Source organism: Pseudomonas tolaasii NCPPB 2192 (assembly GCF_002813445.1).
GTDB classification, from domain to species: Bacteria; Pseudomonadota; Gammaproteobacteria; order Pseudomonadales; family Pseudomonadaceae; genus Aquipseudomonas; species Aquipseudomonas tolaasii.
This window is the reverse complement of record NZ_PHHD01000001.1, coordinates 4203590-4225079: the sequence shown is the minus strand read 5'-3', so window position 1 is coordinate 4225079 and position 21490 is coordinate 4203590. Positions and strand designations below refer to the sequence as shown.

Below are 21490 nucleotides of genomic sequence, written 5' to 3'. Positions count from 1 at the left end.
CATAAAGCATGGCGAGTGAAAAACTATTCCATGATTGGCACCTGCCGGAAGGCATGACCCTGGTACCAAACGCCAAAGACGAGTTCGATTCGCTCGCAAAACTCGCAGAGGAAATTCTTCGGCGGGATCTAAAATCTTACGAGGTGCCTGAAGACCTAGACTATCTTGATGTGCCAAAATTTCTAAGGCGGCAGCAAGAGAGCGCAGGTGACAAGCCCAAGAAGGCTGTCCATACTGAACCCATGAACGACATTACTCGCGAAGAATTCAACGCAAAGCTCGAGACCATCGAAGTCAAGATGGATGCTCGCGTAGAATCCGTGTCTGCGAAAATTGAGAGCTTCCTAGCATCGCAGGCAGAGCGAGATAAAGCACAGCTTGAGCGTGATAAACGCTTCGAGCTACTTGCTGAGCGCGTCACAAAGGCAGCTGAAGGCGCCGAAGACGCAGCCAAGCAGGCAGCTACAGTGAAGTCTAATTACTGGGCGGCAGTAATTGTCCAGCTTTTAGCCGTGGTGGCAATTTTGGTTGGCGCGTATTACGCCAACCAAGCCAACGTCTTAGGCGCCATGCAGACGACCATGTCCGCGTTCCAGGCTGGGAAATCCGAGTCCACAGACGCCCAGCCGCCCACCGCTCCGTCGAAGTAAGAAAAATTAGGCCCGGCCCAGCGCCGGGCTTCTTGTATCTGGAAAGCGTACTCTCATAGTCTATCGATCAGCGGTTGTGCCCCACTCCGCTCTACTTGACTAAAATCAGGCCAAGCTATGGAGCGATCGCCTATGGATATGCCGAAGAGCGCTGAAGAGATCCGGGAGCTGCTACTCAGTCAGCACCCAGATCTGAAAGATGATCTTGCGAAGATTTCAGACTTTGAGCTGCTGCAGTGCTTGCTATGTGCCTACGAGTGCGCGATTGAAATCAAAGAAGCTGAGCTGATGGAGGCAGACGCCCAACTGGACGCAGCCGCCCGGGCGATCTTCTCTCCTGTGCCCCACTGACTTCATCGGAGTTATTCATCAATACGGTTACGTGTTTCTGATCTGCCCGATCTGAAGACATAGCCCGCCAATGGTGGCTGTACGCCACGAATGGTAAAGTGCTGACTCAATTACGGGAGGGATACCATGCGCTTGAAAACCTGCACTCTGCTTGCTGTTTTAACGATGACGTTGGCTGGCTGTGTGGCGCCACAACAAAAGACGTCGGCCTCTTCGCCTGCACCCAAGGCTCCGCACGTGTTTAAGCCCATTGATTTCAAGTACGACCCGAAATCTCCAGAGGCTATTAACTTTTCTCGCCAGCTAGACCTCCCGGCATGGCAGTGCGACCTTGAGGCAACGACAGGTAGCTATGCGGTTCGGTACAGCAATCGCCCACTGATTGCCGAGTACAGCAATTCGCTTATGGAGTGCTTCAAGCACGCCAGGGCCCAGGGCGACGAGGCTGTGACTCGGCTTAAAGCAGCCAAAGTGCCGGCGAAACAAGCAGAGTTGAGCAAGGACCTATACGCGAAATGGTCAGCCTATCTCACTACGATGAGTCCGTATCGCACTACAGACCAGCAAGCTAAATCTGCGTACCAGGCGGCAAAAGAAGCACTGACTACCGAGGTGAAATTTTCTAACTAGGTCTGCCGCCGATATGTAGCCCGCCCAGCGCGGGCTTTTTCTTGCCAGTCAGAAAGGCGCCGCCTCTTCTTCTGGCTCAAAAGCGACCTCCCCCCTTCCCGCCGCCTCGACTTCCTGCTGCTCCCACCTCACCGTCACGCTGCCGTCGTCATTGAGTGTCAGCTCAAGTTCGTCGGTATCAGCGATCACGCTCAGCACCTCCTCCCACTCCCGATCCCCATCCGTGTCAAGGCGATGAATCGTAACCCAGCGCTGCGCCTGGGCGACGGGGTGATTGATCATCGATGAGACCCGCAGCGCCAGGCGCTCCATGCCGCTCATTTCTGTTTTTTGTTCTTGATTCTTCTGTGCGCTGACCATCTTAACCCTCCATCAAGCACTGTATGTACATACAGCATACAAAGATCTTACCCCACCAGCACGCAAAATAAATTAACCGGCGGTATTGACTGATACATAAACCGCCGGTTAACTTAAGTCATCGCCGGATAACAACCGGCCAGATGGAAGGCAGCGATGAACCGGCCTCAACGGTTCAGAGGGTTGGCAACTGACCCGGGCGTGCAGCGTAAAGCGCCAAGAACAGTTATCCAGCGGGAGAACAAGCCGAAAGGCCCGCGGCTGGAGAAACATTTGATTCAAGCCGGTGACCGACGCCAGTAGCGGGTCAAGGCACGCTCCATAAGATTTGAATTAGCGGGCCCGATAGCTTCGGCTGGGCGCGCCGGACCTCATGCACCCTGCCCCACTCAATCAGGGCACTCAGAGCTGTAGCGTGCATGTTGTAAGGACCTGTGATCCACGGCGAACAAATGCTGTTTGACGCTGTGAGTAGGAAGCTCGAAGCCCACCCACGAAGACGAACGGCCAGCCCTGCAATCAGCAGCGGGCAACGGGCCACACCGCTGACGCAACAACCCCGGCCTGTCGCCAGTAGCGAGGCCGGGGGTTTCACCGATAGGCCTTGGAAACAGGGCCTGACGGGAAACCAACCGGGAGTCAAAGCGATGGACGAAATCATCAGCGGCGTATGGAAGGGTCACCTCGGACGTGGCCTTGCGCCAAAAGAACTGCATTACCTGCTGGGCGCCGCCCAGGGCATGACGGCAAAGGAGATTGCCCGTCAGTTCGACGTGGCAGCCTGCACCGTGGCCAAGCGTCTTTCCTGCGCGATGTTCAAGCTCGGCGTGACCCGCCAGACAGCGATGATCGCCGAGGCCATGCGCCGCCAGATCATCTCGCCGATGTGCTTTGTCCTGGCAGCGCTGATCGCCATGCACGCAATGATCGGTGATGAGTCGATGCGTCGTGATCGCCGGGTGCCGGAACGTCGCACTGCACAAGTCAGGATGGTGCGCCGCGCCGAACAGCCGGTGTTGCTCGCCTGATCAAACAACTGCCAGAGCGAGTCGCCGCAATTGCAACCCTGCACGGAGGATTGGCAGCCATGTAAAAACAAAGATACCTGCACGGCCCCAAAGGGCTCTGCTGACCTGTCACGCACGGAGGCGTTTGTGACAGAACGAAAAGCCCGGTTCCGATCGGGCTTTTTTACGCCTCGCCTTTACCCGTCAGCACCCTCCCCTGCGCCCAACGGCAAACAGCAGGCGGTCAGGTTGCTGACGAATAAACGCAACCCACTGAGGTATTCGCCATGCACGCATCAATTCAACAGCGCGTTGACGGGGTTGCGGCCCTGCACTTGCGCTCCCGCATTGCCACCGACAAGTTCTACGCCCTGATTGGCAAGGAGCAGCCCGTGCAGAAGATCCGCTTCCAGATCAAGAACGTCGGCAACGCGTACCACATCGTGGAGCTCTCCACCGGCAAGGTGAAGGGCTTCCGCTGGAACTGGAAGGAAGCCAGCAACCTGGCCCAGGCGCTGGAATCTCGTGCCGATGGCGTGAAGGTGACGCTCTCAGGCTGTGCCCAATGATCGGCGAGCCAATGCCCAACCCGCGTGACTCGATCATCGACACCTTGAACCAGCAGCTGGATGCCTTCTTTGGCGCCGGGCGCAGGGTGCAGGAAGTCGCCCAAGGCGTAAGCGGCGTGAAGGACGGCACCTATGGCGGCGGGCACAGCAGCAAGTTGCGCGCCGAACGCGACAGGCTGGCACCGGGGCTCAAGCAACGGGCCGAGAGCGGCATGTCGATCAACAAGGCAGCCGCTACGCTCGGCATCGACCACAAGCGCGCCCGGCTCATTGCCAGAGAGAACGGCTTCAAGTTCGCTGAAACCCCATGAGGCGAATCAGCAAGATAAGCGCCGCGCGGCGCAGACCAGCATGCTTGGCACTGCCGGCCAGCGGAATAGAAGAGGTAGGCCATGGCCAAGACTGTTCAGGAACGATCGGCCAAGGCAGCGCAGAAGCGTCTGGCGGTCGCCGAGAAGGAATTGCGGCACAAGGTCAGGCCTGGCATAGAGCAGGCCATGGAGCGTATTCGGCTGCGCGGCCAGGTGCCGATCATCAGCGAGGTCCTGCAGATCGCCATCATGAAAATGGATCTGATGGGCGACGACGAGCTTGCGGACTTCTTGAGCTATCCGCGCCACGAAATCGTGATTAGCGCAAACGTGGCGCGAGCCTTTCATAGCGAAAGTCTGCGAGAATTACGCAACGATCCAGGCGACGAATATTTTTCGCCAGCCTGAGCTCATAAGCGGATCATTTCGTTATTTTGAACCCCGGGTTACTGCTAGGGTCGTGATTTATAAAGGGCGAGACGCCCCGTCAGGCCTAGAGCCATAGAATCTTGTGCGTGCGGAGTGGACGATGACCAGTGACAGTTTCGACTTGCCGGTCGCAGCGCTGGGGGCTGCTGAAAAAATTCTCAGAGAGATCGAGACTGCTGGATCAATGATCCTCGCAGTGAAGTACGGCGCGAAAGCTCACGGCTTTGTAATCGGCCTGACTTGCGCAGGCATGATTACTGAGGATCAAGCTGACACCGCTCAGACAAAATTCGATTGGGCCACGGAGCGGAAACTCAAAGAGTTGTCGCTGTTCGGCTAATCCAACTTAGTTTCTCAACCAGCAGCTCTGCAGACGTCGCTGCTCTGCGACTTGCTCATGGCCGCGTAACCCACCCTACTCGCTGCATCCGGTAACGGAGGGCGACAGCTGTGTGAAATTGTCACTTTGGGATGTAGCTAGACCTTCACTGCGCTCTTGATAATCCAAACACCAACCAGAACAAACACTGCTGATTTAGCCACGGCGAACAGAGAGTCTCTTCCCGCAAATAACTCGAATGCCGAAAATAGTAGTGAGATCGTTCCTACTACCACCAAACCATAGCCAACCGGACGCACGTACTTGGGGAACATCTATTCATCTCCATGATAAAACAGAAATTGTAAATTTCCCCACCCAGTAACGCTATCAATCATTCCGCCTCCATCCGATATCACGGAGGGCGGCGCCTGACTGGAGATAATCCATGAGCAACATTCCTCCACGCCCGAAGGCTGATAAAGCAATGATCCTCGCGGCTTGCACCGTTGTTGCTGAAAAGATAAATGGAGATGCCGACACCATCGCCCAGCACTACCGCCGCCACATGGACGGTTTTGAGCTGGCAAAGGAACTCGATAAGTATGCGTCCTGGGACACTACGCGGGATGACATGGAAGCGCTGGACGAGGTCGACTATCTCGTAGATCGGGCCGAGGACCTGGCGGTTAAGGCGTGGGCTGAAGAGTTCAAGCCCGAGCCGCCGCTGCCTATCGGCACCAGGGTCAAACAAGGCGTTATCACACGGATCTACGAACACACCCCGGCCACGTACTGCGTCAAAGAAGACGGCTGCACCAACGACACTCGCAGCCTGCTGATCAAATTCGAAGACGCCGTAGCCGCCTGATCCGACTCCATGCCGGTCACCCGTAATACCCCATATCAACAAACTGTGCCAGCAGGCTCGGTAGTCGATAAGGTCACGCCACCGGGCCAGGTCAGCGATCAGCTTGAGCCCCAGGCGCACCTCGGCCTCAAGCCTTTCCTCTGGAAGGCTGAGCAGCCGCACTACCTCATCGTCGATAAGGCGTATCGCTTCCACATCGGTTTTCGCGCTCATAGCTGCCACCGTTTGGCTGTGTCGGGTGCAAATCAATAGACCAAACTAACGAATCACGCCAGCCGGCGAAACATGCGCACAGATAACGCATGAGCCACTTAGATCTCTACTGCCTCAATCTGATATCCGTCCAAGGCCCTCATAAATCGGAAGTAATAGAAGCTTGCTTCTGCGTCTGACTTTGTCTGAAAGGCTTCCGCTTGAGCCGGAGTGGCACAACGATATCGAATGCCATCGCGATCGATAGCTTCACCATAAAATCTGTCGCCGCCGGGACTTGTAAGCACAACTACCCAGGCCATATCAGTTCCCCTAACGGGCCGAATGTCCGAAGTACATCAATACCCCCTTTAAACGAATCACGCCAGCCGGCGAGGCAGGCGCACGCTTGGAGATAACCCATGCAAGCAGTCATCTACGCTGGCCTGCGCAACGGCGAGCGCGATCAGCGAATACACGACGCCTTGGTCTATAAGCACGTCGTTGAGGTCGCCAAGGAATTCCAACTGGCCCCGAACACCATCCGCGCGGCAGCAAAACGCATTCAAAACGCTGCTGTGTTCGATCTCTGTCTGCTAGGGGGGGGGGCAGCCAATGCCTATTGGCAAAGTTGTCGCGGACTGTTTCAGGAAAGCGGCGCTCGGCGCCTACCGCAATTACCACGGCACCTTCCGAAATCTTGAACTGCCGTGCTGGGTGATCACCGACGGCACCAACCGCATCGAGGTTACAGAGCTCCGCAAGATCGACACCGGCGAAGCATCGCTTTAACTCTCCACTCCACAGCCCGGGCATGGCCCGGCAAGGACTCCCCGTGATCAACTTGCTCTGGCGCATTGTCGCCAAGCTGCTTGCGCGCCCGGCGGTTGCCGCCTGGATCATCAAACGCGCCCAGCAAACCCCGTACCTGCACATCATGTCCGCCGACTGCGCCGAGATGTACATGAGGCGCTGGTGGCTTTTCAGCGCCTGCTGCTGCCGAACATTCGAGGCAACGCCGCTCGCTAGGGTGATTCAGCAATAAGACGACGCTTGGCATCTAATGAAAGGAGTATGAAAAATGCCGTGTGGGCAACTGCGAAGTAGATAATGCCAGTTGGGCTAATTGCATGGCTTCCCGCAACGCCCTCTCCCAGAAGAGGAAGAATGACCGCGGCATTGATGATCCAAACAAATGTTGCTGCGATAAGGCCCGCAGACCAGGCATATCGCTCTAAATATCCACCCGCGAATTTCACGAACACCACTGCCATGAGTAAGCCCACAACAAAATGAAAAGCAGCCTGAAAAACAGGTGTGCCGGTGAAATCTATCAGCCATGAAGCAGCCTGAGCTTCCCCGTATTGACTCATTTGCGCGACCAGAAAATTCGACGCCAACTTGAGAAGGCCGCCTCGAGCGGTGACTAGTCCAAACTTATCAGCCACTGCCAGCATGGCCATATTTACAATGATTGCTATGGACCCAGCCCTCAACGCAATCGCAAGAACCTGAGCATTGCGAAGACTCAAGAAAATTGGCTTCCTCATAAAGACTTCCTACCACTACCGGCTATGAAAATATTGCGTATGACGCAGCTGAGCAGCCGTTATTCCATCGCAAACAAGCGTTACGCACTGAAACACGTCAATCCCTCGCTGTAGCCCTCCCCCTTCAAAGTCAGCCGCTATAGCGGCAAGGACGAAGTCATGCCTGAAGAAATCAAATTGATCCAGTCAGCCCCGGTCGTGCGCGATGAATACGGCATGTTCGCTCACCCAGATATGCCGCCCTTCGACGAGGGCGACGGTGATAAGGTCAAAGCCTGGGTTGCCGAGCAGTCGTTGGAGGTGCAGATGGTGAGCCTCGAATACCACAGCGACGAAGCGGTCTCTGAGCGCTATTTCGAAGCTGGCGACCCGGACTGCAGCTACTGGGAACCAGATCGCCCAGATGGTGAAGGCTGGTTCTGCCTCGCTATTCATGACACTGACGACGGCCCGGTCTGCTGGTGGGCGCGCCGGGAGGTGGCACCGTGAACGTCAAGGAGCGTCCCATCCTGTTCTCGGCGCCGATGGTGCGCGCCATCCAGGAAGGCCGGAAGACGGTCACGCGGCGGCCAGTGAAAGCGACCAAGGCGCACGCCTACGGCTTCAGCATGCTTGACCACGGCAACGACTGGTGGCCATACAACGCATTTGGCGACTTCACGTCTGACCATGAGGGCATGGAATACCCAATTGCCTGCCCCTACGGCAAGCCCGGCGACCGGCTGTGGGTGCGCGAGACTCACGCCGATATCGGCTGCCGGCTGACGTATCGCGCCGACACCGACGACGGCGCGCACTGCCAAGTGAAGAAGTGGACACCTGCCATTCACATGTTCCGGCGGCACAGCCGCATCCTGCTGGAGATCACCGACGTGCGCGTCGAGCGGTTGCAGGATGGCGATGGGGAGACCGCGTTCGAAAGCCGCTACATCGCCGAGGGCATCAACCGAATCCACCAGGGTGACGGTGATTACGCTTTCCATCCCTTCAAATCTGAACCAGGCCCGGGCAGATGGACTGACCCTTTCGACGCTTGGCGCGAGTTGTGGGTGGGGATCAACGGCGCCGAGTCGTGGAACGCCAACCCGTGGGTCTGGGTGGTCGAGTTCAAACGGGTGACGCCATGATCGCCACCCTTATTACCTAATCGCCCTATCGCTTTTGAACTAACCAAACACCATAAAGAGAGCTAGGCCTCTTTAAGAATAATCGATAATGAAATAACTCAGATAGAAAAGCGAACACTATACCACCGGCAACCACCCATATAGTTGATCTCGCACCTAGATCAAACAACCAAATAATAAATATTAAGGAATACATATTTATGGAATTTGTGTATCCGTGGCGAACAAACCAATCCACAGGCGTACCCCAAAGCTCCGAAAGCTCAGGGCGTGAATCTGAAATCAACCTGTACATCAGCGCAGTGGTAACGAACTGAATTAAAAATGTTGGTAAACACACAGCTACAGAAAGCATTAGCAACTTGAAAAAATCTAGCCGCTCGAAAAGCGCAGGGCTGTGCAAGTACCAAAGTAAAAAACCCGGAACGATAAAGCCTATCAATATAATCGTAAGATTTGACGCTATTGAAAAATTTATCTTTTCGATGTTCTGAATATCCATATTGTTCTTGCCTTTCTGATGTGGATTCCTATTGGAATAGTAAACCCTGCTTGATAGACATTACAGGTCTATCGCCTCAATCCCCCCCTACATGCCGGCCGGTGAGCGGCGGGCGAGGTATTCCTATGCGCGAGAAATCACCTATCCAAGACCTGAACGGCGCCGACTTGGCTCTCTGGGCGGCACGCGCCCAGGGAATAGAGGAACGCCGGAAGATCAAACTCTATGCCTCGGGGCCTTGCTTGTACCGGGATACCGGACCAGGAGGTGAGCCCTTCCCTTTTCGACCGGACTCGCACCTCGGTGACGCAGCGATTCTCATCCAAGAGATGACGCAGGCAGGAATCTTGACCATCTTCGCGCACGGCGCGCAGTTCGAGGCCAAAGGGTTTGGACACGTTGGTTTTACCGGCTCGCCCTCCGAAGCGCTGACCCGCTGCTACCTCGCCTGGAAGCTCGGCATGCAATTCATGGCCACGCCAACCAACTGAACCCACCTTCTGCCGCCCAGCGCGGCAAGGACACCATCATGGAAATGCAGAGCGAAACACTTGCCGAGGAAGAGCTAGCGGCAATCACTGGCTACATGATCCCTTCGGGCCAGATCGCTTGGCTCAACCGAAACGGTTGGAAGTACGTATTGACCCGGGCGCGTCGGCCAGTTGTTGGCCGGGTTTATGCCCGGATGAAGCTGGCAGGCGTGAAGCCGTCAGCAGAAAACGTTGCGGCTGAAGCCTGGTCGCTGGATCTATCAAAAGTAGGGTAAGTCGATGCGAGCAAAAAAGGCGGCAAACAGGGACCTGCCGCCGCGAATGATTCGGCGTGTACGCACGCTGAAAGGCGGTAAAGAGTGGGTTGGTTACTACTACGACGGGAGGAATGAGGACGGGAAGCGGGTGGAGATCCCGCTCGGGGGTGATTTAGATATCGCCAAGGCGGAGTGGGCAAAGCTCGATTGCAAGCCGGTGCCGAAGAAGAACGCCCTACTGGGCCAAGTGTTTGATCGGTACGAGCGCGAAATCATTCCAGGCAAGGCCCCCAAGACACAGAGCGACAACCGCTTGAGCCTGAAACAGCTGCGTAAAGCGTTCAGTGATGCGCCTATCGATGCGGTGACTCCACAGATCATTGCGCAGTATCGCGACAGCCGTACCGCCAAGGTGCGCGCCAACCGAGAAATCTCTCTGCTGTCACACATCTACAACATCGCACGCGAGTGGGGACTAACTGAAGCCAACCCGGCCGCCGGTGTGCGCAAGAACAAAGAGGCGCCGCGCGACTTCTACGCCAACGAGGAAATCTGGGGGGCTGTATATGCGGTGGCAGCCCCAGAACTGCGCGACGCGATGGACCTGGCTTACCTGACCGCTCAGCGCCCAGCCGACACGCTCTCGATGCGGGAGGCCGACGCGGTTAACGAATTCCTGCAGGTATCCCAGGGCAAGACGTCCAAAAAGCTGAGAATCCGCCTGACGGCCGCCGGCACACTGAATGATTTGGGCGTACTGGTTGAGCGCCTGATTGCACAGAGGCGCGCCCGCGGAGTTCGAAACCCGTATCTGATCGTCACCGAGGATGGGAGGCAGGTGACCAAACACATGCTGAGATTGCGTTTTGACGATGCGCGAGACAAGGCAATTGTCATCGCCAGAGAGTCAGGCGACGGCGTGCTGGCAGCAAGCATCCGACAGTTCCAGTTCCGTGACATACGACCAAAAGCCGCCAGTGAAATCCTGGACCTGGGCGATGCCAGCCGCCTGCTGGGGCACACAGACAAGCGGATAACCGAGACTGTTTACAGGCGTGTTGGGGAGATCGTGAAACCGACCCGCTGACATCGAGTTGCGGAAACGGCCTGAAATCATGCGGAAACGATCAGGCCCCAAGTTGATCGACGCACCAATCCCCAGAAACGCAAAAGCCCCGCAATCGCGGGGCTTTTGTGTAAATCTTGGCGGGAAACCAGGGATTCGAACCCTGGAGACGCTATTAACGTCCGCCGGTTTTCAAGACCGGTGCATTCAACCACTCTGCCAATTTCCCTTCTGCTTCACAGGATTATAGTAGCCTATCCCGTCTCAGCGGGCGCCATAATACCCGAATGAAACACACTGTCAAACTCTCGCCATAGCTTGTTACAGAGCGTCTGTTATGATCTTTGCGACTGAACGTTTCAAAACTGAAGGAGTGTCGCCATGCGCGAACAGAATTACGCAGTGAATGGCAACGCGCAGGCTGAGCAGCTTGAAGTCAGCCGCGTGTTGCGCAACACCTATGGCCTGCTCGCCCTGACCCTCGCATTCAGCGGCGTGATGGCGTTCATGGCTCAGCAGATGCACGTGCGCTACCCGAATATCTTTGTTGTGCTGATCGGTTTCTACGGTCTGTTCTTCCTCACCAACAAGCTGCGCGACTCGGTATGGGGTTTGGTGTCGGCGTTTGCACTGACCGGCTTCATGGGCTTCATCCTCGGCCCGATCCTTAACCGTTACCTCGGCATGGCTGGCGGCGCGGAAGTGGTCAGCTCCGCATTCGCCATGACGGCCCTGGTGTTTGGTGGTTTGTCGGCCTACGTGCTGATCAGCCGCAAGGACATGAGCTTCCTGAGTGGCTTCATCACCGTGGGCTTCTTCGTGCTGCTGGCCGCAGTGGTTGCCAGCATGTTCTTCCAGATCAGTGGCCTGCAGTTGGCGATCAGCGCTGGCTTCGTGCTGTTTTCCTCCGTCTGCATCCTGTTCCAGACCAGCGCCATCATCCACGGTGGTGAGCGTAACTACATCATGGCGACCATCAGCCTGTATGTATCGATCTACAACCTGTTCATCAGCCTGTTGCAGATCTTCGGCATCATGGGTCGTGATGACTGATTGTCAGCGGCATAAAAAATGCCCCGTATCGCAAGATACGGGGCATTTTTATTGGTGGGGATTCAGTACCGGTTGGGTTCCATTTCCAGATCAACCTTGAAGCGCTCTGCAATGTCCTGCTGGATACGCTGCGCCAGATTGGCGATGTCGTGCCCGGTGGCGGCGCCATAGTTGACCAGCACCAGCGCCTGAAGCTTGTGCACCCCCGCGTCGCCCTCACGGAAGCCCTTCCAGCCAGCCTTTTCGATCAGCCAGCCGGCAGCGAGTTTCATCTGCCCGTCGGATTGTGGATACGCCACCAGGTCCGGATACAAGGCTTGCAACTCACTCGCCAGCCCTTGCGACACCAACGGGTTTTTGAAGAAACTCCCCGCATTGCCCAATTCGGCAGGGTCCGGCAGCTTTTCCCGGCGAATGCTGCAGATGGCGCGGCTGACATCACTGGGCGTTGGCTCGGTGATCCCTTGAGCGGCCAGGCGCTGCTGCACCGGGCCATAGTCGAGTTTCAGCTGGCTGGCCCGGCTCAAGGCGAAACGCACGCGCAGTATCAACCAGCGCCCGGTTTCGTGTTTGAACAGGCTGTCGCGGTAAGCGAACTTGCATTCCTCCAGGCTGAACTCACGCAGTTCACCGGTCTGGCGATCCAGGGCGGTCAAACCGGAAAACACATCCTTGATTTCTACACCATAGGCACCGATGTTCTGCATGGGGGCAGCGCCGACGGTGCCGGGGATCAGGCTGAGGTTTTCCAGGCCGCAAAAGCCGTTTTCCAGGGTCCACAGCACGAATGGATGCCAGGCCTCGCCCGCTTCGGCTTCGACCACTGCGTGCACGCCGTCATCCTTCAGTACACGAATACCCCGGGTCGCCATGCGTAGCACCAAGGCAGGGACATCCTGAGTCAGTAACAGGTTGCTGCCGCCTCCGATCACCAGCAGCGGTAGCGCCTTTGCCGCCGAATAAGCCAGCGCTTCACGCACATCGGCGTCGCTGTGGGCCTCAGCGAACTGCTGCGCGCGCACGTCAATGCCAAAGCTGTTGAATGGCTTGAGCGAAACCTGCGCAAGCACCTGCAAGGTCATAACCGCCCCTTCAATTCGATCACCAATAAATCACAGGCCTGCTCGATCAGGTCCAAAACCCGTTCGAAACCCTGCTCGCCTTCGTAGTAAGGGTCCGGCACCTCATCCACTTCTGCGCCAAAACGGCGCAGGAACAGGTCCAGCTCTGCCTTGCCCTGCGCAGGCTGGAGGGCCTTGAGGTTGCGCAGGTTGCTGTGGTCCATCGCCAGGATCAGGTCATAACGCGCAAAATCGGCACGGGAAACCTGCTGTGCACGCTGGACCGACAAGTCATATCCCCGTGCCAACGCAGCCTGCTGGCTGCGCCGATCGGGAGGGTTGCCGATATGCCATTCGCCCGTTCCGGCAGACGCCACTTCAATCTGGCTGGAAAGGCCCGCTTCGCGCAGCTTGTGGCGCAATACGCCCTCAGCCGTCGGCGAGCGGCAGATATTGCCCAGGCAGACGAACAGAACCTCCATCAAACCCCCAGCAGGCGACGGACGCGCTCAAGGTCTTCCGGGGTGTCGACACCCGCCGGCGGTGCCTCCAGCGCATCCCCCACGTGGATCCGTACGCCGTGCCACAAGGCCCGCAGTTGTTCCAGGGATTCGGTGTTTTCCAGCCAGCACGGGCCCCAACTGACGAAGTCATGCAGGAAACCCGCACGGTAGGCATAGATGCCGATGTGCCGGCGATACGGCACGCCCTCCGGCAACACGTCGCGGCTGTTGGCGAAGGCGTCTCGCGCCCACGGCAAGGTCGAACGGCTGAACGTCAGCGCCAGACCATTGATGTCGCTGACCACCTTCACCACGTTGGGATTGAACAGGGTGTCGATGTCCTCGATAGGCTCGGCCAGGGTCGCCATGCGCGCTTCGCCATGAGCGGCGAGGTTGGCGGCGACCTGGTCGATCACGCTTGGCGGAATCAGAGGCTCATCGCCCTGCACATTGACCACAATGGCATCCGGCGCCAGGCCCAGTTGCGTAGCGACTTCCGCCAGGCGATCGGTGCCGGAATTATGGTCTTCACGGGTCAGCACCGCTTCGGCGCCGAAGCCCTTGCAGGCTTCAATGATGCGCGGATCATCGGTGGCCACCACGACCCGCTCGGCGCTGCTCTTGCTGGCCTGTTCCCACACCAGCTGGATCATCGGCTTGTTGCCGATCAGTTGCAGCGGTTTGCCCGGCAAGCGGGTCGATGCGTAGCGCGAGGGAATGACAACGGTAAAGGCGGTGGTCATTTATCCAGGCGCTCGTCGGTAGTCAGGGTACGGGCTTCGCTTTCCAGCATGACCGGGATGCCGTCGCGGATTGGATACGCCAGGCCGGCGCCCTTGCTGATCAGCTCGGTTTTGTCGGCGCTGAGCTTGAGCGGGCCTTTGCAGATCGGGCAAGCGAGGATGTCGAGCAGTTTGGTGTCCATGAATGTTTCCTGGAAAAAACGTTTTAAGGCAAAAGACGGGCGGGCAACAGGCGCATCAGCTGTGTGTCGAACCAGGCGACAAACGCCGGCGACGGCACCGCATCCACCGCAAGGTACCACCAGTCGGGCTGGGCGAAGGCGCGGCACTTCACCGCGTCCTTTTCGGTCATGACCAGCGGCAATGACGGTGTAAAACTCAGGACCTCGGCGCTGTAGGGCGCGTGATCGGCAAAAGCATGGGGTATGGGCTGCCAGTGTAGCGTTTCAAGGGTGTTGAAGAAACGTTGCGGGTTACCGATACCGGCGACGGCGTGGACCTGCTGGCCGACCTGAAAATAATCCACGGGCTGGCGCTCGGCGGACCTCAGGTTGACCAACGCCGTGGGCATCAAGCGAAACGCGAAGCCATCCTCACGATCGGACCCGGCGCCGTTGTAAAGCAGCGCATCGACACTCTGCAAACGCTCCATCGGCTCACGCAGCGGCCCGGCAGGCAGGCAGCGCCGGTTGCCCAAACCGCGTGCCGCATCGATCAGCACCAGTTCAAGGTCACGCGCCAGGCGATAATGCTGCAAACCGTCGTCGGACAGGATCAGGTCCAGAGGCTCGCTGGCCAGCAACGCTTTCACGGCGCGGCTGCGATCAGGGTCGATCATCAAGGGCACGCCACAGCGTTGAACAATCAGTAACGGCTCATCACCGGCCACCTCGGCGCTGTGGCTGGCTTCCACCCGCCATGGGAACTGCGGCGGCTTCGCGCCGTAGCCTCGGCTGACAACCCCCACGCGCAAGCCACGACGGCGACAGTGCTCGATCAACCACAGAATCAACGGCGTCTTGCCGGTGCCGCCCACCGTGATATTGCCGACCACCACCACCGGCACCGGTGATTGATAAATGCCGCCCTCACCCGCCAAAAAACGCGCGCGCTTGCACTGCACGACCCGGCGATACAACGATTCCAGCGGCCGCAGGAGCGTGAGCGCAGGATGGCCTTCGTACCAGGCTTTGAGCAAACGATCGGACATGGCCATCAGGGTGGGCCCGCCGCCTCGACGGTGGTCATGCGCAGATGGGTGAAGCCCAGCTTGCCGGCGGCGTCCATTGCGGTGATCACGGCTTGATGTTGGGTCTTGCCGTCAGCACTGATGGATAGCGGCAAGTTGACATCACCGCCGGATTCTTTCTGCAAGGCATCCATCAGGCTCGTGAGGTCATTCTTCTCAAGTAATTGGTTGTTGACCGAAAACACCCCGTCGGCGCTGATGGCGATGTCCAGTTGCTTGGTTTCCTGATCTTCGGCCGGCGAGCCGCTGACCGCTTCGGGAAGGTCCACACGAAGCTGGGTTTGCCGGGTAAACGTGGTGGTCACGACAAAAAACAGCAGCAGGATAAACACCACGTCGATCAGCGACGCGAGGTTGATATCAACGTTTTCCCGTTGCTTGCGGCGAAATTTCACGCTCGGCCCTCAACGAAATCGACATCCCGATCGCCCTGCACCACTTCCACCAGCTTGATGGCTTCCTGCTCCATGCCGACCACCAGTTCATCGATGCGGCGCTGCAGGAAACGGTGGAAAAATACCGACGGAATACCGACCATCAGGCCCGCCGCCGTGGTGATCAATGCTTTGGAAATACCACCCGCCAGCACCGCGGCGTTGGTGGTCATGCCCGAGCCCATGAAAGAGCTGAAAATATCGATCATGCCCAGCACCGTGCCCAGCAAACCGAGCAATGGAGCCATGGCGGCGATGGTGCCGAGCGCATTGATATAACGCTCCATTTCATGGATGACCCGCGCGGCGGCTTCTTCAATGCACTCTTTCATGATCTCGCGACCATGCTTGGAGTTGGCCAGGCCCGCAGCGAGGATTTCACCCAGGGGCGAATTGGCGCGCAGCTCCTTGAGTTTTTCCTTGTCCAGCTGCTTGTTCTTGATCCAGCCCCAGACCTGGCCCAGCAGATGCTCAGGCGTGATACGGCTGGCGCGCAGGGTCCACAGGCGTTCGGCGACGATGCCGAGTGCGGCAATGGAACTCAAGATGATCGGCAACATCATCCAGCCGCCGGATTTGACCAATTCCCACACAGTGAATGTCCCCTCGAAAAAGTGCGCCACTTTACCATATAGGTTCAGTCGCGGGGTTTGCCGGGCGTAGACCCGTCCGTCGCCCCCCCGGCCTTTGGTAACGCTGGATTACGGTAACGCTTCGCGCCAGAAACGACGTTGACTGCGCGCAGTAGTCGGTGGTTTGAACGCCCCCAGTAGTACACGCACGGCGCCCTGCTCGGCGCTGTCATGAATTTGGCTGCCCAGTGCCTGATAGCGCGCCAACACTTGCGGATGGGGATGGCCGAACGCATTGCCGCGCCCCCGTGAAATCAACACCGAGTCGGGGGCAAGCTGTTGCAGGAAAGCGTCGGATGAAGAACTGCGACTGCCATGATGAGGCGCTTGCAGCCAATCGGTGCGAATGGCCAGCGGTGAAGCCAGAAACGCCTGTTCGGCAGCGCGATCGATATCACCCGTCAGCAGCAGACCTTCGCCATTGGCCTCGATGCGCAACACACAAGACCTCGGGTTGCTGCTAGTAGCCCCAGGCCACTGCCACAACTCAAATGTCACCCCGTCCCACACCCACCGCTCGCCACTGGAGCAGGTTTGAGTGTCGAGAAACGCCGGCAAACCCTCGGTTTCACCACCGATGACCCGCTTGACCGGCAGCCCGCGGGCGACTGCCGCCGCTCCTCCAGCGTGATCGGCGTGGGCATGGCTGAGTACCATCAGGTCCAGCGCCCCTGCCCCGAGTTTTCTCAACGATGGCAGTACCACGCGCGCGCCCAGGTCAATCGCCCCCGAGCGCGGCCCCGTGTCGTACAGCACGGTGTGGTGGCGGGTGCGCACAATCACGGCCTGCCCCTGACCGACATCCAGCTGCACCACCTCGGCCTGCCCATGGGGCACCTGCTCTCGGGGTGGAAAAACAGACAGCAACAGCATCGGCCAGCCCAGCAATCGAAACGGCACGCCCTTGGGCAGCAGCAACAACACCGCGCCTGCCAGACTTACCCACCAGTACCCCAAGGGCACCTCGGCCGGAACCCAGGCCGGCGAGCGCTCGGCCAAGAGCGCCAGCAGCGCGAACAGCCCATCCAGCGCCCCGCCGGCCAACCACAGCAAGCCTTCACCCAGCCACGGCACGGCAAGCAGAGCGGTACCCATCAACGCCAGAGGCAACACCACCAGGCTGATCCACGGCACGGCAAACAAATTGGCCAGCGGCGCGCTGAGACTGACGGGCAGCCCCAACACCAGCAGGACCGGGAATAGACCGATCGCGATCAGCCACTGTGGCCGGGTCCAGACCTGCCAGATGCTCCACGGCCCCAGCCGCCCGCCGAAAGCCAGTACCAGCACCGCGACCGCCGCGAACGACAACCAGAACCCCGGCTGCAAGCTGGCCAATGGCTCAAGCAGCAATACCCCGTTGAGCGCCAGCAACCACGGCAGCCAGACGCCCAGGTGCCGAAAACGCAGGCGCCAGAGCAACACCAGCCCGACCATCACACACGCCCGCTGCACCGGCACGCCAAACCCTGCCAACAGGCCATAGCTCAATGCTGCAGCAAACGCGAGCCCACACGCCCACGGCAGCCAGGGCAACGTGCGAGGCCAACAGCCATACCGTGCAAGCCCTGCGACCACCCCGTAGATCAGTCCCGCCAGCAGCCCGATATGCTGGCCGGAAATCACCAGCAGGTGCACCGTGCCGGTGTCTTGCAGGATTTGCCACTCGTCGGTTCCCAGCCCGGAGCCGTCCCCCAGCACCAAGGCCGCCAGTGCGACTTCACGCCCTTGCGCATCCACGGCCATCAAGCGCTGACGAATCGGGTCGCGCCAGGCATTTCGGGCGCTTGCCAGTCGCTCGCCATCTTTCACCGAAGCCGTTGCACCGATGCGCTGGGCCAGCAACCACGCCTCATAGTCAAAGCCATGAAAATTGAGCAACCCCAGCGGCCGCTTAAACGTCAGCGCCAGGCGCCAGCGCTCGCCGCTTTGCACGGGCGGGCCTGCATGCCAGGACACCCGGATACGCTTGGGTAAAACAGCGTTGCGAGACCGGCTGTCCGCCAATTCAAAGCGCACGCCCGTCCCCGTTTGCTGCGGTAACCCGACCACGCGCCCTTCCACCCAGCGTGTCTGCCCCTCCAGTGCCGGGTTGAGCCGCTCCTCCAGCGCCGATTGCGCACTGGCACACGCCCAGCTCAAACCCAGCAGGAAAAACGCCAGCGGATGGGTGCGAAAAGGCAACAGCATCAATGCCAGCACCGGCATGGCCAGCAGCCAGCCCAACGGCGGCAGTGCGGGCAAGAATCGCAGCGAAAGCAAGCCAAGTCCGAGCGCGAACAACCCTGTTCTCATGAATCATCCTTTTCCAGTGATCCACTCAGTCTTAGCCGGACGTCACAGGCGGCCTATGATGTTTTGTCACAAAGTCTGAATTTTCTGTTTATAGAATGCGGGCATACTTGCCCCTCGAATTGACCTGGACCCCTTATGCCCCGGCGCTTATTCAAACGGTACATGCCCGATCCCAGCAGCATCCGGGAACACAAGTCATTACAGTTTCTCGGCACGTTGCTGCACGACCCCAACCTCTGGCACCTGAACCGGCACTCGGTCGCACGCGCCATGGCGGTGGGTTTGTTCGCGGCATTCATTCCCATTCCATTGCAAATGCTGTTGGCGGCCGTGCTGGCAATCACCGTGCGTGCCAATATGCCCATCGCCGTCAGCCTGGTCTGGCTGACCAACCCGATCACCATGCCGTTCGTGTTTGTGGGCACCTACCTGACCGGTGCGTGGTTGATGAATGTACCGCCTCGCAGCCTGCCCGACGACCTGACCTGGGAATGGATCAGCGGGCAGTTGAGCACACTGTGGCAGCCCTTCCTGCTGGGCTCTGTGGTGCTGGGGTTGGTGTTGGGTGCACTGGCCTATTGCCTGACCATGGGTTACTGGCGCTGGTGGGTTGCCCACCAATGGAAAAAACGCAAGCAGCGCCGCGCCTGAGCGCTAACGGGCCAACAGTTGCAGGTGCACCCGCAGGCCCTGGCCGGTGTTTTCCGCCCAGAGGCGGCCACCCTGACGCTGCACGGCGTTGCGGGCGATACTCAAGCCAAGACCGAAACCGCCGTCTCCGGGCCGCGATCCTTCCAGGCGGGTAAACGGTGCGAAGATCCGTTCCAGGTCCTGCTCATCAATGCCGCCGCCCCGATCCTCCAGCCAAAGGTGCCAATAATCACCTTCGCGGCATCCGTCCAGCTTCACCAGCCCGTGCGCGGGAGAATGGCGAATGGCATTGCGCAGGATATTTTCCAGAGCCTGGGCCAACGCATTCAGGTTGCCGCGTACCCAGCAATCGGCCGATAACAGACAAGGCAGGCGCGATGCCGGCCAGTCACTTTCATAGCAGGCGTTTTCCCGCAGCATGTCCCACAGAGCCAGTACCTGAATATCCTCGCTGGGCAGCGGCGCACGCTCGCTATCGAGCCAGGCCAGTTGCAGGCTGTCTTCCACGAGGCGTTGCATGGCGTCTATTTCACGACTTAAACGCTCGCGCAACTGCGCAAGATCTTGCTCGCTGTCACACGCCACACGCAGGCGACTCAACGGCGTACGCAGTTCATGGGACATATCGCGCAACAGTTGTTGCTGCAACACCACCGTCCCCTGCAAGCGCTCGGACATATGGTCAAACGCCCGCCCCAACTCGCCCAGCTCATCCTTGCGGCTGATGGCCTCGCGAGACATGCGCGCATTCAAGTGGTCGGCGCGCCAGGCATTGGCCTGCTCGCGCAACTGGTTGAGCGGCATGATCAGCAACCGATACAGGCCGATACACAAAAACAGAGTGAACAGGCCGGGAATCACGCCGTTGGTGACCATTCGCCAGAACAGTTGATAACGCCCCGGCATAAAGCGTTTTGGCAGTTCGATCACTAGTGAGCCGGCACTCGGGTCCATGGGGAACGGGATTTTCAGCCACGGCAGGCCTTTGGCATGCCGGCTGACCGGCCACTCAAGGCCGCGCAGGAAAGTCAGGCGCTGGCTCTCCCTGTCACTCAGCGGCGCACTGCTGAGGGATTGCAGGTCATTGCCGATCACGCCGACCCAGGTGGTTTCGCGCTGGGCCATCACGTGCAACCACGCGTCCACCCCGGCGCTGCCCTGGGTATTCCAGGCCAGTTCGGCCCCGGCGGCGTAACCGCGCAGGGTCTCCCGCGCCTCTTCAGAGAGGTAGGCATTCTGCTCTTCCATGTACCGGCCCCAGGACCAACTGAGCCAGACCATCAGCAAGCAAAAGGCGATCAACAGACAGGCCAGCTTCCAGAACAACGAATGCCTGCCGGGCAGTCGTTTAAAGCCCTTCATCATGACCGCTCAGCACATACCCCTTGCCCCATACCGTCCGGACCTCGCGTTCGGTGTAGCCGATGGCCTTGAGTTTGCGGCGGATCTGGCTGATGTGCATGTCCAGGCTGCGGTCATGCAGGGCATAACCGCGCTGCAATACATGCTGATAAAGAAAGGCTTTGCTGAGCACTTCGTCCGTATGGCGGTGCAGGGTTTCCAGCAGGCGGTATTCGCTGCGAGTGAACCCGGCGCAGTGCTCCTGATAGAACACATCACACAATGGGTCGTCAAAACGCAGTGCGCGGGCTTCATCGCGTACCGGTGAACGGTTCGGCAACGGCCGGCGGTCCAGGGCCACGCGGCGCAGGATGGCTTCGATGCGCACCCGCAACTCGATCATGCTGAACGGTTTGGGCAGGTAATCGTCGGCCCCGAGGCGAAACCCGCTGATACGGTCCGCTTCAGCCCCGAGGGCGGACATCAGAATGACCGGGATCGAATGGCTCTGGCGCAAATGGGTCAGGATCGACAGACCGTCCAGCCCCGGCAGCAGAATGTCCATCAACACCACGTCGAATGCCTGGTCGCGGGCCATTTGCAGGCCCTGCTGGCCGTTCTGGCACCAGGTGACCTGAAAGCCGCAACGTCCCAGATGCTCATGGACATAGGCGCCCAGCACAGGGTCATCTTCGATGGTCAGGATACTGGGCAAGCCAACTGCTGCGGGATTCATTAGCGTCTGCAAGTCATTCTCAATCGCTGATTATTCAAGATTAAGCCGTGCCAGGCAATCGCCAGCCGGCGGCTAATGGCCCGAAGATTGCCCCGTGTCATTAATTTGCA

31 protein-coding genes and 1 tRNA gene are annotated in these 21490 nt (G+C 58.7%); 19 read left to right on the top strand and 13 right to left on the bottom strand.

Annotated features, from left to right (window positions below; genetic code table 11):
- Positions 1 to 8 precede the first annotated feature (8 nt).
- The 3 genes from ATI14_RS31675 (at position 9) to ATI14_RS19690 (ending at position 1631) form a co-directional block, all read left to right on the top strand.
- Positions 9 to 650, top strand: a complete 642-nt coding sequence (locus ATI14_RS31675) for a hypothetical protein (RefSeq protein WP_231124385.1) — start codon at positions 9 to 11, stop codon at positions 648 to 650.
- Positions 651 to 782: 132 nt separating this feature from the next.
- Positions 783 to 1001, top strand: coding sequence for a hypothetical protein (locus ATI14_RS19695; protein WP_080519843.1), 219 nt, complete (start codon positions 783 to 785; stop codon positions 999 to 1001).
- 126 nt (positions 1002 to 1127) lie between these two features.
- Positions 1128 to 1631 (top strand): hypothetical protein, encoded by a 504-nt coding sequence (locus ATI14_RS19690; protein ID WP_080519842.1) that lies wholly within the window; start codon positions 1128 to 1130, stop codon positions 1629 to 1631.
- Positions 1632 to 1679: 48 nt separating this feature from the next.
- On the opposite strand, the gene ATI14_RS19685 is transcribed toward ATI14_RS19690, so the two are convergent.
- On the bottom strand, positions 1680 to 1991 hold the full coding sequence (locus ATI14_RS19685) for a DUF1654 domain-containing protein (protein ID WP_080519841.1): 312 nt from the start codon (positions 1989 to 1991) through the stop codon (positions 1680 to 1682).
- A 647-nt stretch (positions 1992 to 2638) separates the two neighbouring features.
- Here ATI14_RS19685 and ATI14_RS19680 point away from each other — a divergent pair.
- From ATI14_RS19680 to ATI14_RS19650, 9 genes are all read left to right on the top strand, one after another.
- Positions 2639 to 3019, top strand: a complete 381-nt coding sequence (locus ATI14_RS19680; RefSeq protein WP_080519840.1) for a LuxR C-terminal-related transcriptional regulator — start codon at positions 2639 to 2641, stop codon at positions 3017 to 3019.
- A 266-nt stretch (positions 3020 to 3285) separates the two neighbouring features.
- Entirely contained in the window at positions 3286 to 3567 is a 282-nt protein-coding gene (locus tag ATI14_RS19675) for a hypothetical protein (protein WP_080519839.1), read from the top strand.
- Complete coding sequence (locus ATI14_RS19670; RefSeq protein WP_080519838.1) at positions 3564 to 3878, top strand: hypothetical protein; 315 nt, start codon at positions 3564 to 3566, stop codon at positions 3876 to 3878. Before ATI14_RS19675 ends, ATI14_RS19670 begins: the two co-directional genes overlap by 4 nt.
- An 81-nt stretch (positions 3879 to 3959) precedes the next feature.
- Positions 3960 to 4286, top strand: coding sequence for a hypothetical protein (locus ATI14_RS19665; protein WP_017254544.1), 327 nt, complete (start codon positions 3960 to 3962; stop codon positions 4284 to 4286).
- Between the two features lie 121 nt (positions 4287 to 4407).
- A complete protein-coding gene (locus tag ATI14_RS19660; protein WP_080519837.1) occupies positions 4408 to 4647 on the top strand; it encodes a hypothetical protein in 240 nt (79 codons plus the stop codon).
- A gap of 427 nt (positions 4648 to 5074) precedes the next feature.
- The gene (locus tag ATI14_RS19655) at positions 5075 to 5497 is read left to right on the top strand and encodes a hypothetical protein (protein ID WP_080519836.1); all 423 of its coding nucleotides are present in this window, start codon (positions 5075 to 5077) and stop codon (positions 5495 to 5497) included.
- Between the two features lie 9 nt (positions 5498 to 5506).
- A complete protein-coding gene (locus tag ATI14_RS31200) occupies positions 5507 to 5749 on the top strand; it encodes a hypothetical protein (RefSeq protein ID WP_155773647.1) in 243 nt (80 codons plus the stop codon).
- A 555-nt stretch (positions 5750 to 6304) separates the two neighbouring features.
- A complete protein-coding gene (locus ATI14_RS31195; RefSeq protein ID WP_155773646.1) occupies positions 6305 to 6481 on the top strand; it encodes a hypothetical protein in 177 nt (58 codons plus the stop codon).
- Positions 6482 to 6524: 43 nt separating this feature from the next.
- On the top strand, positions 6525 to 6734 hold the full coding sequence (locus ATI14_RS19650; RefSeq protein ID WP_080519835.1) for a hypothetical protein: 210 nt from the start codon (positions 6525 to 6527) through the stop codon (positions 6732 to 6734).
- On the opposite strand, the gene ATI14_RS19645 is transcribed toward ATI14_RS19650, so the two are convergent.
- Positions 6715 to 7239, bottom strand: coding sequence for a hypothetical protein (locus tag ATI14_RS19645; RefSeq protein WP_080519834.1), 525 nt, complete (start codon positions 7237 to 7239; stop codon positions 6715 to 6717). The genes ATI14_RS19650 and ATI14_RS19645 overlap by 20 nt on opposite strands.
- Before the next feature lie 159 nt (positions 7240 to 7398).
- On the opposite strand from ATI14_RS19645, the gene ATI14_RS19640 reads away from it, so the two are divergent.
- The 5 genes from ATI14_RS19640 (at position 7399) to ATI14_RS19620 (ending at position 10703) form a co-directional block, all read left to right on the top strand.
- Entirely contained in the window at positions 7399 to 7728 is a 330-nt protein-coding gene (locus ATI14_RS19640; protein WP_080519833.1) for a hypothetical protein, read from the top strand.
- A gap of 35 nt (positions 7729 to 7763) precedes the next feature.
- Positions 7764 to 8366, top strand: a complete 603-nt coding sequence (locus ATI14_RS19635; protein ID WP_080520756.1) for a hypothetical protein — start codon at positions 7764 to 7766, stop codon at positions 8364 to 8366.
- 849 nt (positions 8367 to 9215) lie between these two features.
- Complete coding sequence (locus ATI14_RS31190; RefSeq protein ID WP_155773645.1) at positions 9216 to 9359, top strand: hypothetical protein; 144 nt, start codon at positions 9216 to 9218, stop codon at positions 9357 to 9359.
- Between the two features lie 38 nt (positions 9360 to 9397).
- Positions 9398 to 9634 (top strand): DUF4224 domain-containing protein, encoded by a 237-nt coding sequence (locus tag ATI14_RS19625; protein WP_017254529.1) that lies wholly within the window; start codon positions 9398 to 9400, stop codon positions 9632 to 9634.
- Positions 9635 to 9638: 4 nt separating this feature from the next.
- Entirely contained in the window at positions 9639 to 10703 is a 1065-nt protein-coding gene (locus ATI14_RS19620) for a tyrosine-type recombinase/integrase (RefSeq protein ID WP_080519831.1), read from the top strand.
- Positions 10704 to 10820: 117 nt separating this feature from the next.
- Here the strand turns inward: ATI14_RS19620 and ATI14_RS19615 are convergent.
- Positions 10821 to 10911 (bottom strand) — tRNA-Ser (locus ATI14_RS19615).
- Positions 10912 to 11063: 152 nt separating this feature from the next.
- Between ATI14_RS19615 and ATI14_RS19610 the strand changes: the two genes are divergently transcribed.
- Positions 11064 to 11735 (top strand): Bax inhibitor-1/YccA family protein, encoded by a 672-nt coding sequence (locus tag ATI14_RS19610; RefSeq protein ID WP_016969299.1) that lies wholly within the window; start codon positions 11064 to 11066, stop codon positions 11733 to 11735.
- 62 nt (positions 11736 to 11797) lie between these two features.
- Here ATI14_RS19610 and murB read toward each other — a convergent pair whose 3' ends face one another.
- The 8 genes from murB to ATI14_RS19570 form a co-directional block, all read right to left on the bottom strand.
- Positions 11798 to 12817: a UDP-N-acetylmuramate dehydrogenase gene (gene murB / locus ATI14_RS19605; protein WP_016969298.1), complete on the bottom strand. Its 1020-nt coding sequence runs from the start codon at positions 12815 to 12817 to the stop codon at positions 11798 to 11800.
- Positions 12814 to 13278, bottom strand: coding sequence for a low molecular weight protein-tyrosine-phosphatase (locus ATI14_RS19600; protein ID WP_016969297.1), 465 nt, complete (start codon positions 13276 to 13278; stop codon positions 12814 to 12816). Before ATI14_RS19600 ends, murB begins: the two co-directional genes overlap by 4 nt.
- The gene (gene kdsB, locus ATI14_RS19595; protein ID WP_016969296.1) at positions 13278 to 14042 is read right to left on the bottom strand and encodes a 3-deoxy-manno-octulosonate cytidylyltransferase; all 765 of its coding nucleotides are present in this window, start codon (positions 14040 to 14042) and stop codon (positions 13278 to 13280) included. The genes ATI14_RS19600 and kdsB overlap by 1 nt, the downstream gene beginning before the upstream one ends.
- A complete protein-coding gene (locus ATI14_RS19590; protein ID WP_003174668.1) occupies positions 14039 to 14224 on the bottom strand; it encodes a Trm112 family protein in 186 nt (61 codons plus the stop codon). The genes kdsB and ATI14_RS19590 overlap by 4 nt, the downstream gene beginning before the upstream one ends.
- A gap of 23 nt (positions 14225 to 14247) precedes the next feature.
- Positions 14248 to 15258, bottom strand: a complete 1011-nt coding sequence (gene lpxK, locus ATI14_RS19585; RefSeq protein ID WP_016969295.1) for a tetraacyldisaccharide 4'-kinase — start codon at positions 15256 to 15258, stop codon at positions 14248 to 14250.
- On the bottom strand, positions 15258 to 15686 hold the full coding sequence (locus tag ATI14_RS19580) for an ExbD/TolR family protein (protein ID WP_016969294.1): 429 nt from the start codon (positions 15684 to 15686) through the stop codon (positions 15258 to 15260). Before ATI14_RS19580 ends, lpxK begins: the two co-directional genes overlap by 1 nt.
- Positions 15683 to 16318 (bottom strand): MotA/TolQ/ExbB proton channel family protein, encoded by a 636-nt coding sequence (locus tag ATI14_RS19575; protein WP_016969293.1) that lies wholly within the window; start codon positions 16316 to 16318, stop codon positions 15683 to 15685. The genes ATI14_RS19580 and ATI14_RS19575 overlap by 4 nt, the downstream gene beginning before the upstream one ends.
- A 108-nt stretch (positions 16319 to 16426) precedes the next feature.
- Entirely contained in the window at positions 16427 to 18652 is a 2226-nt protein-coding gene (locus ATI14_RS19570; RefSeq protein WP_016969292.1) for a DNA internalization-related competence protein ComEC/Rec2, read from the bottom strand.
- 135 nt (positions 18653 to 18787) lie between these two features.
- Between ATI14_RS19570 and ATI14_RS19565 the strand changes: the two genes are divergently transcribed.
- Positions 18788 to 19303 (top strand): DUF2062 domain-containing protein, encoded by a 516-nt coding sequence (locus ATI14_RS19565; protein WP_016969291.1) that lies wholly within the window; start codon positions 18788 to 18790, stop codon positions 19301 to 19303.
- Positions 19304 to 19306: 3 nt separating this feature from the next.
- Here ATI14_RS19565 and ATI14_RS19560 read toward each other — a convergent pair whose 3' ends face one another.
- Positions 19307 to 20665 carry a sensor histidine kinase gene (locus ATI14_RS19560; protein ID WP_016969290.1) on the bottom strand — a complete coding sequence of 453 codons (1359 nt, stop codon included), beginning with the start codon at positions 20663 to 20665 and terminating at the stop codon, positions 19307 to 19309.
- Positions 20652 to 21380: a response regulator transcription factor gene (locus tag ATI14_RS19555; protein ID WP_016969289.1), complete on the bottom strand. Its 729-nt coding sequence runs from the start codon at positions 21378 to 21380 to the stop codon at positions 20652 to 20654. The genes ATI14_RS19560 and ATI14_RS19555 overlap by 14 nt, the downstream gene beginning before the upstream one ends.
- Positions 21381 to 21490 lie beyond the last annotated feature (110 nt).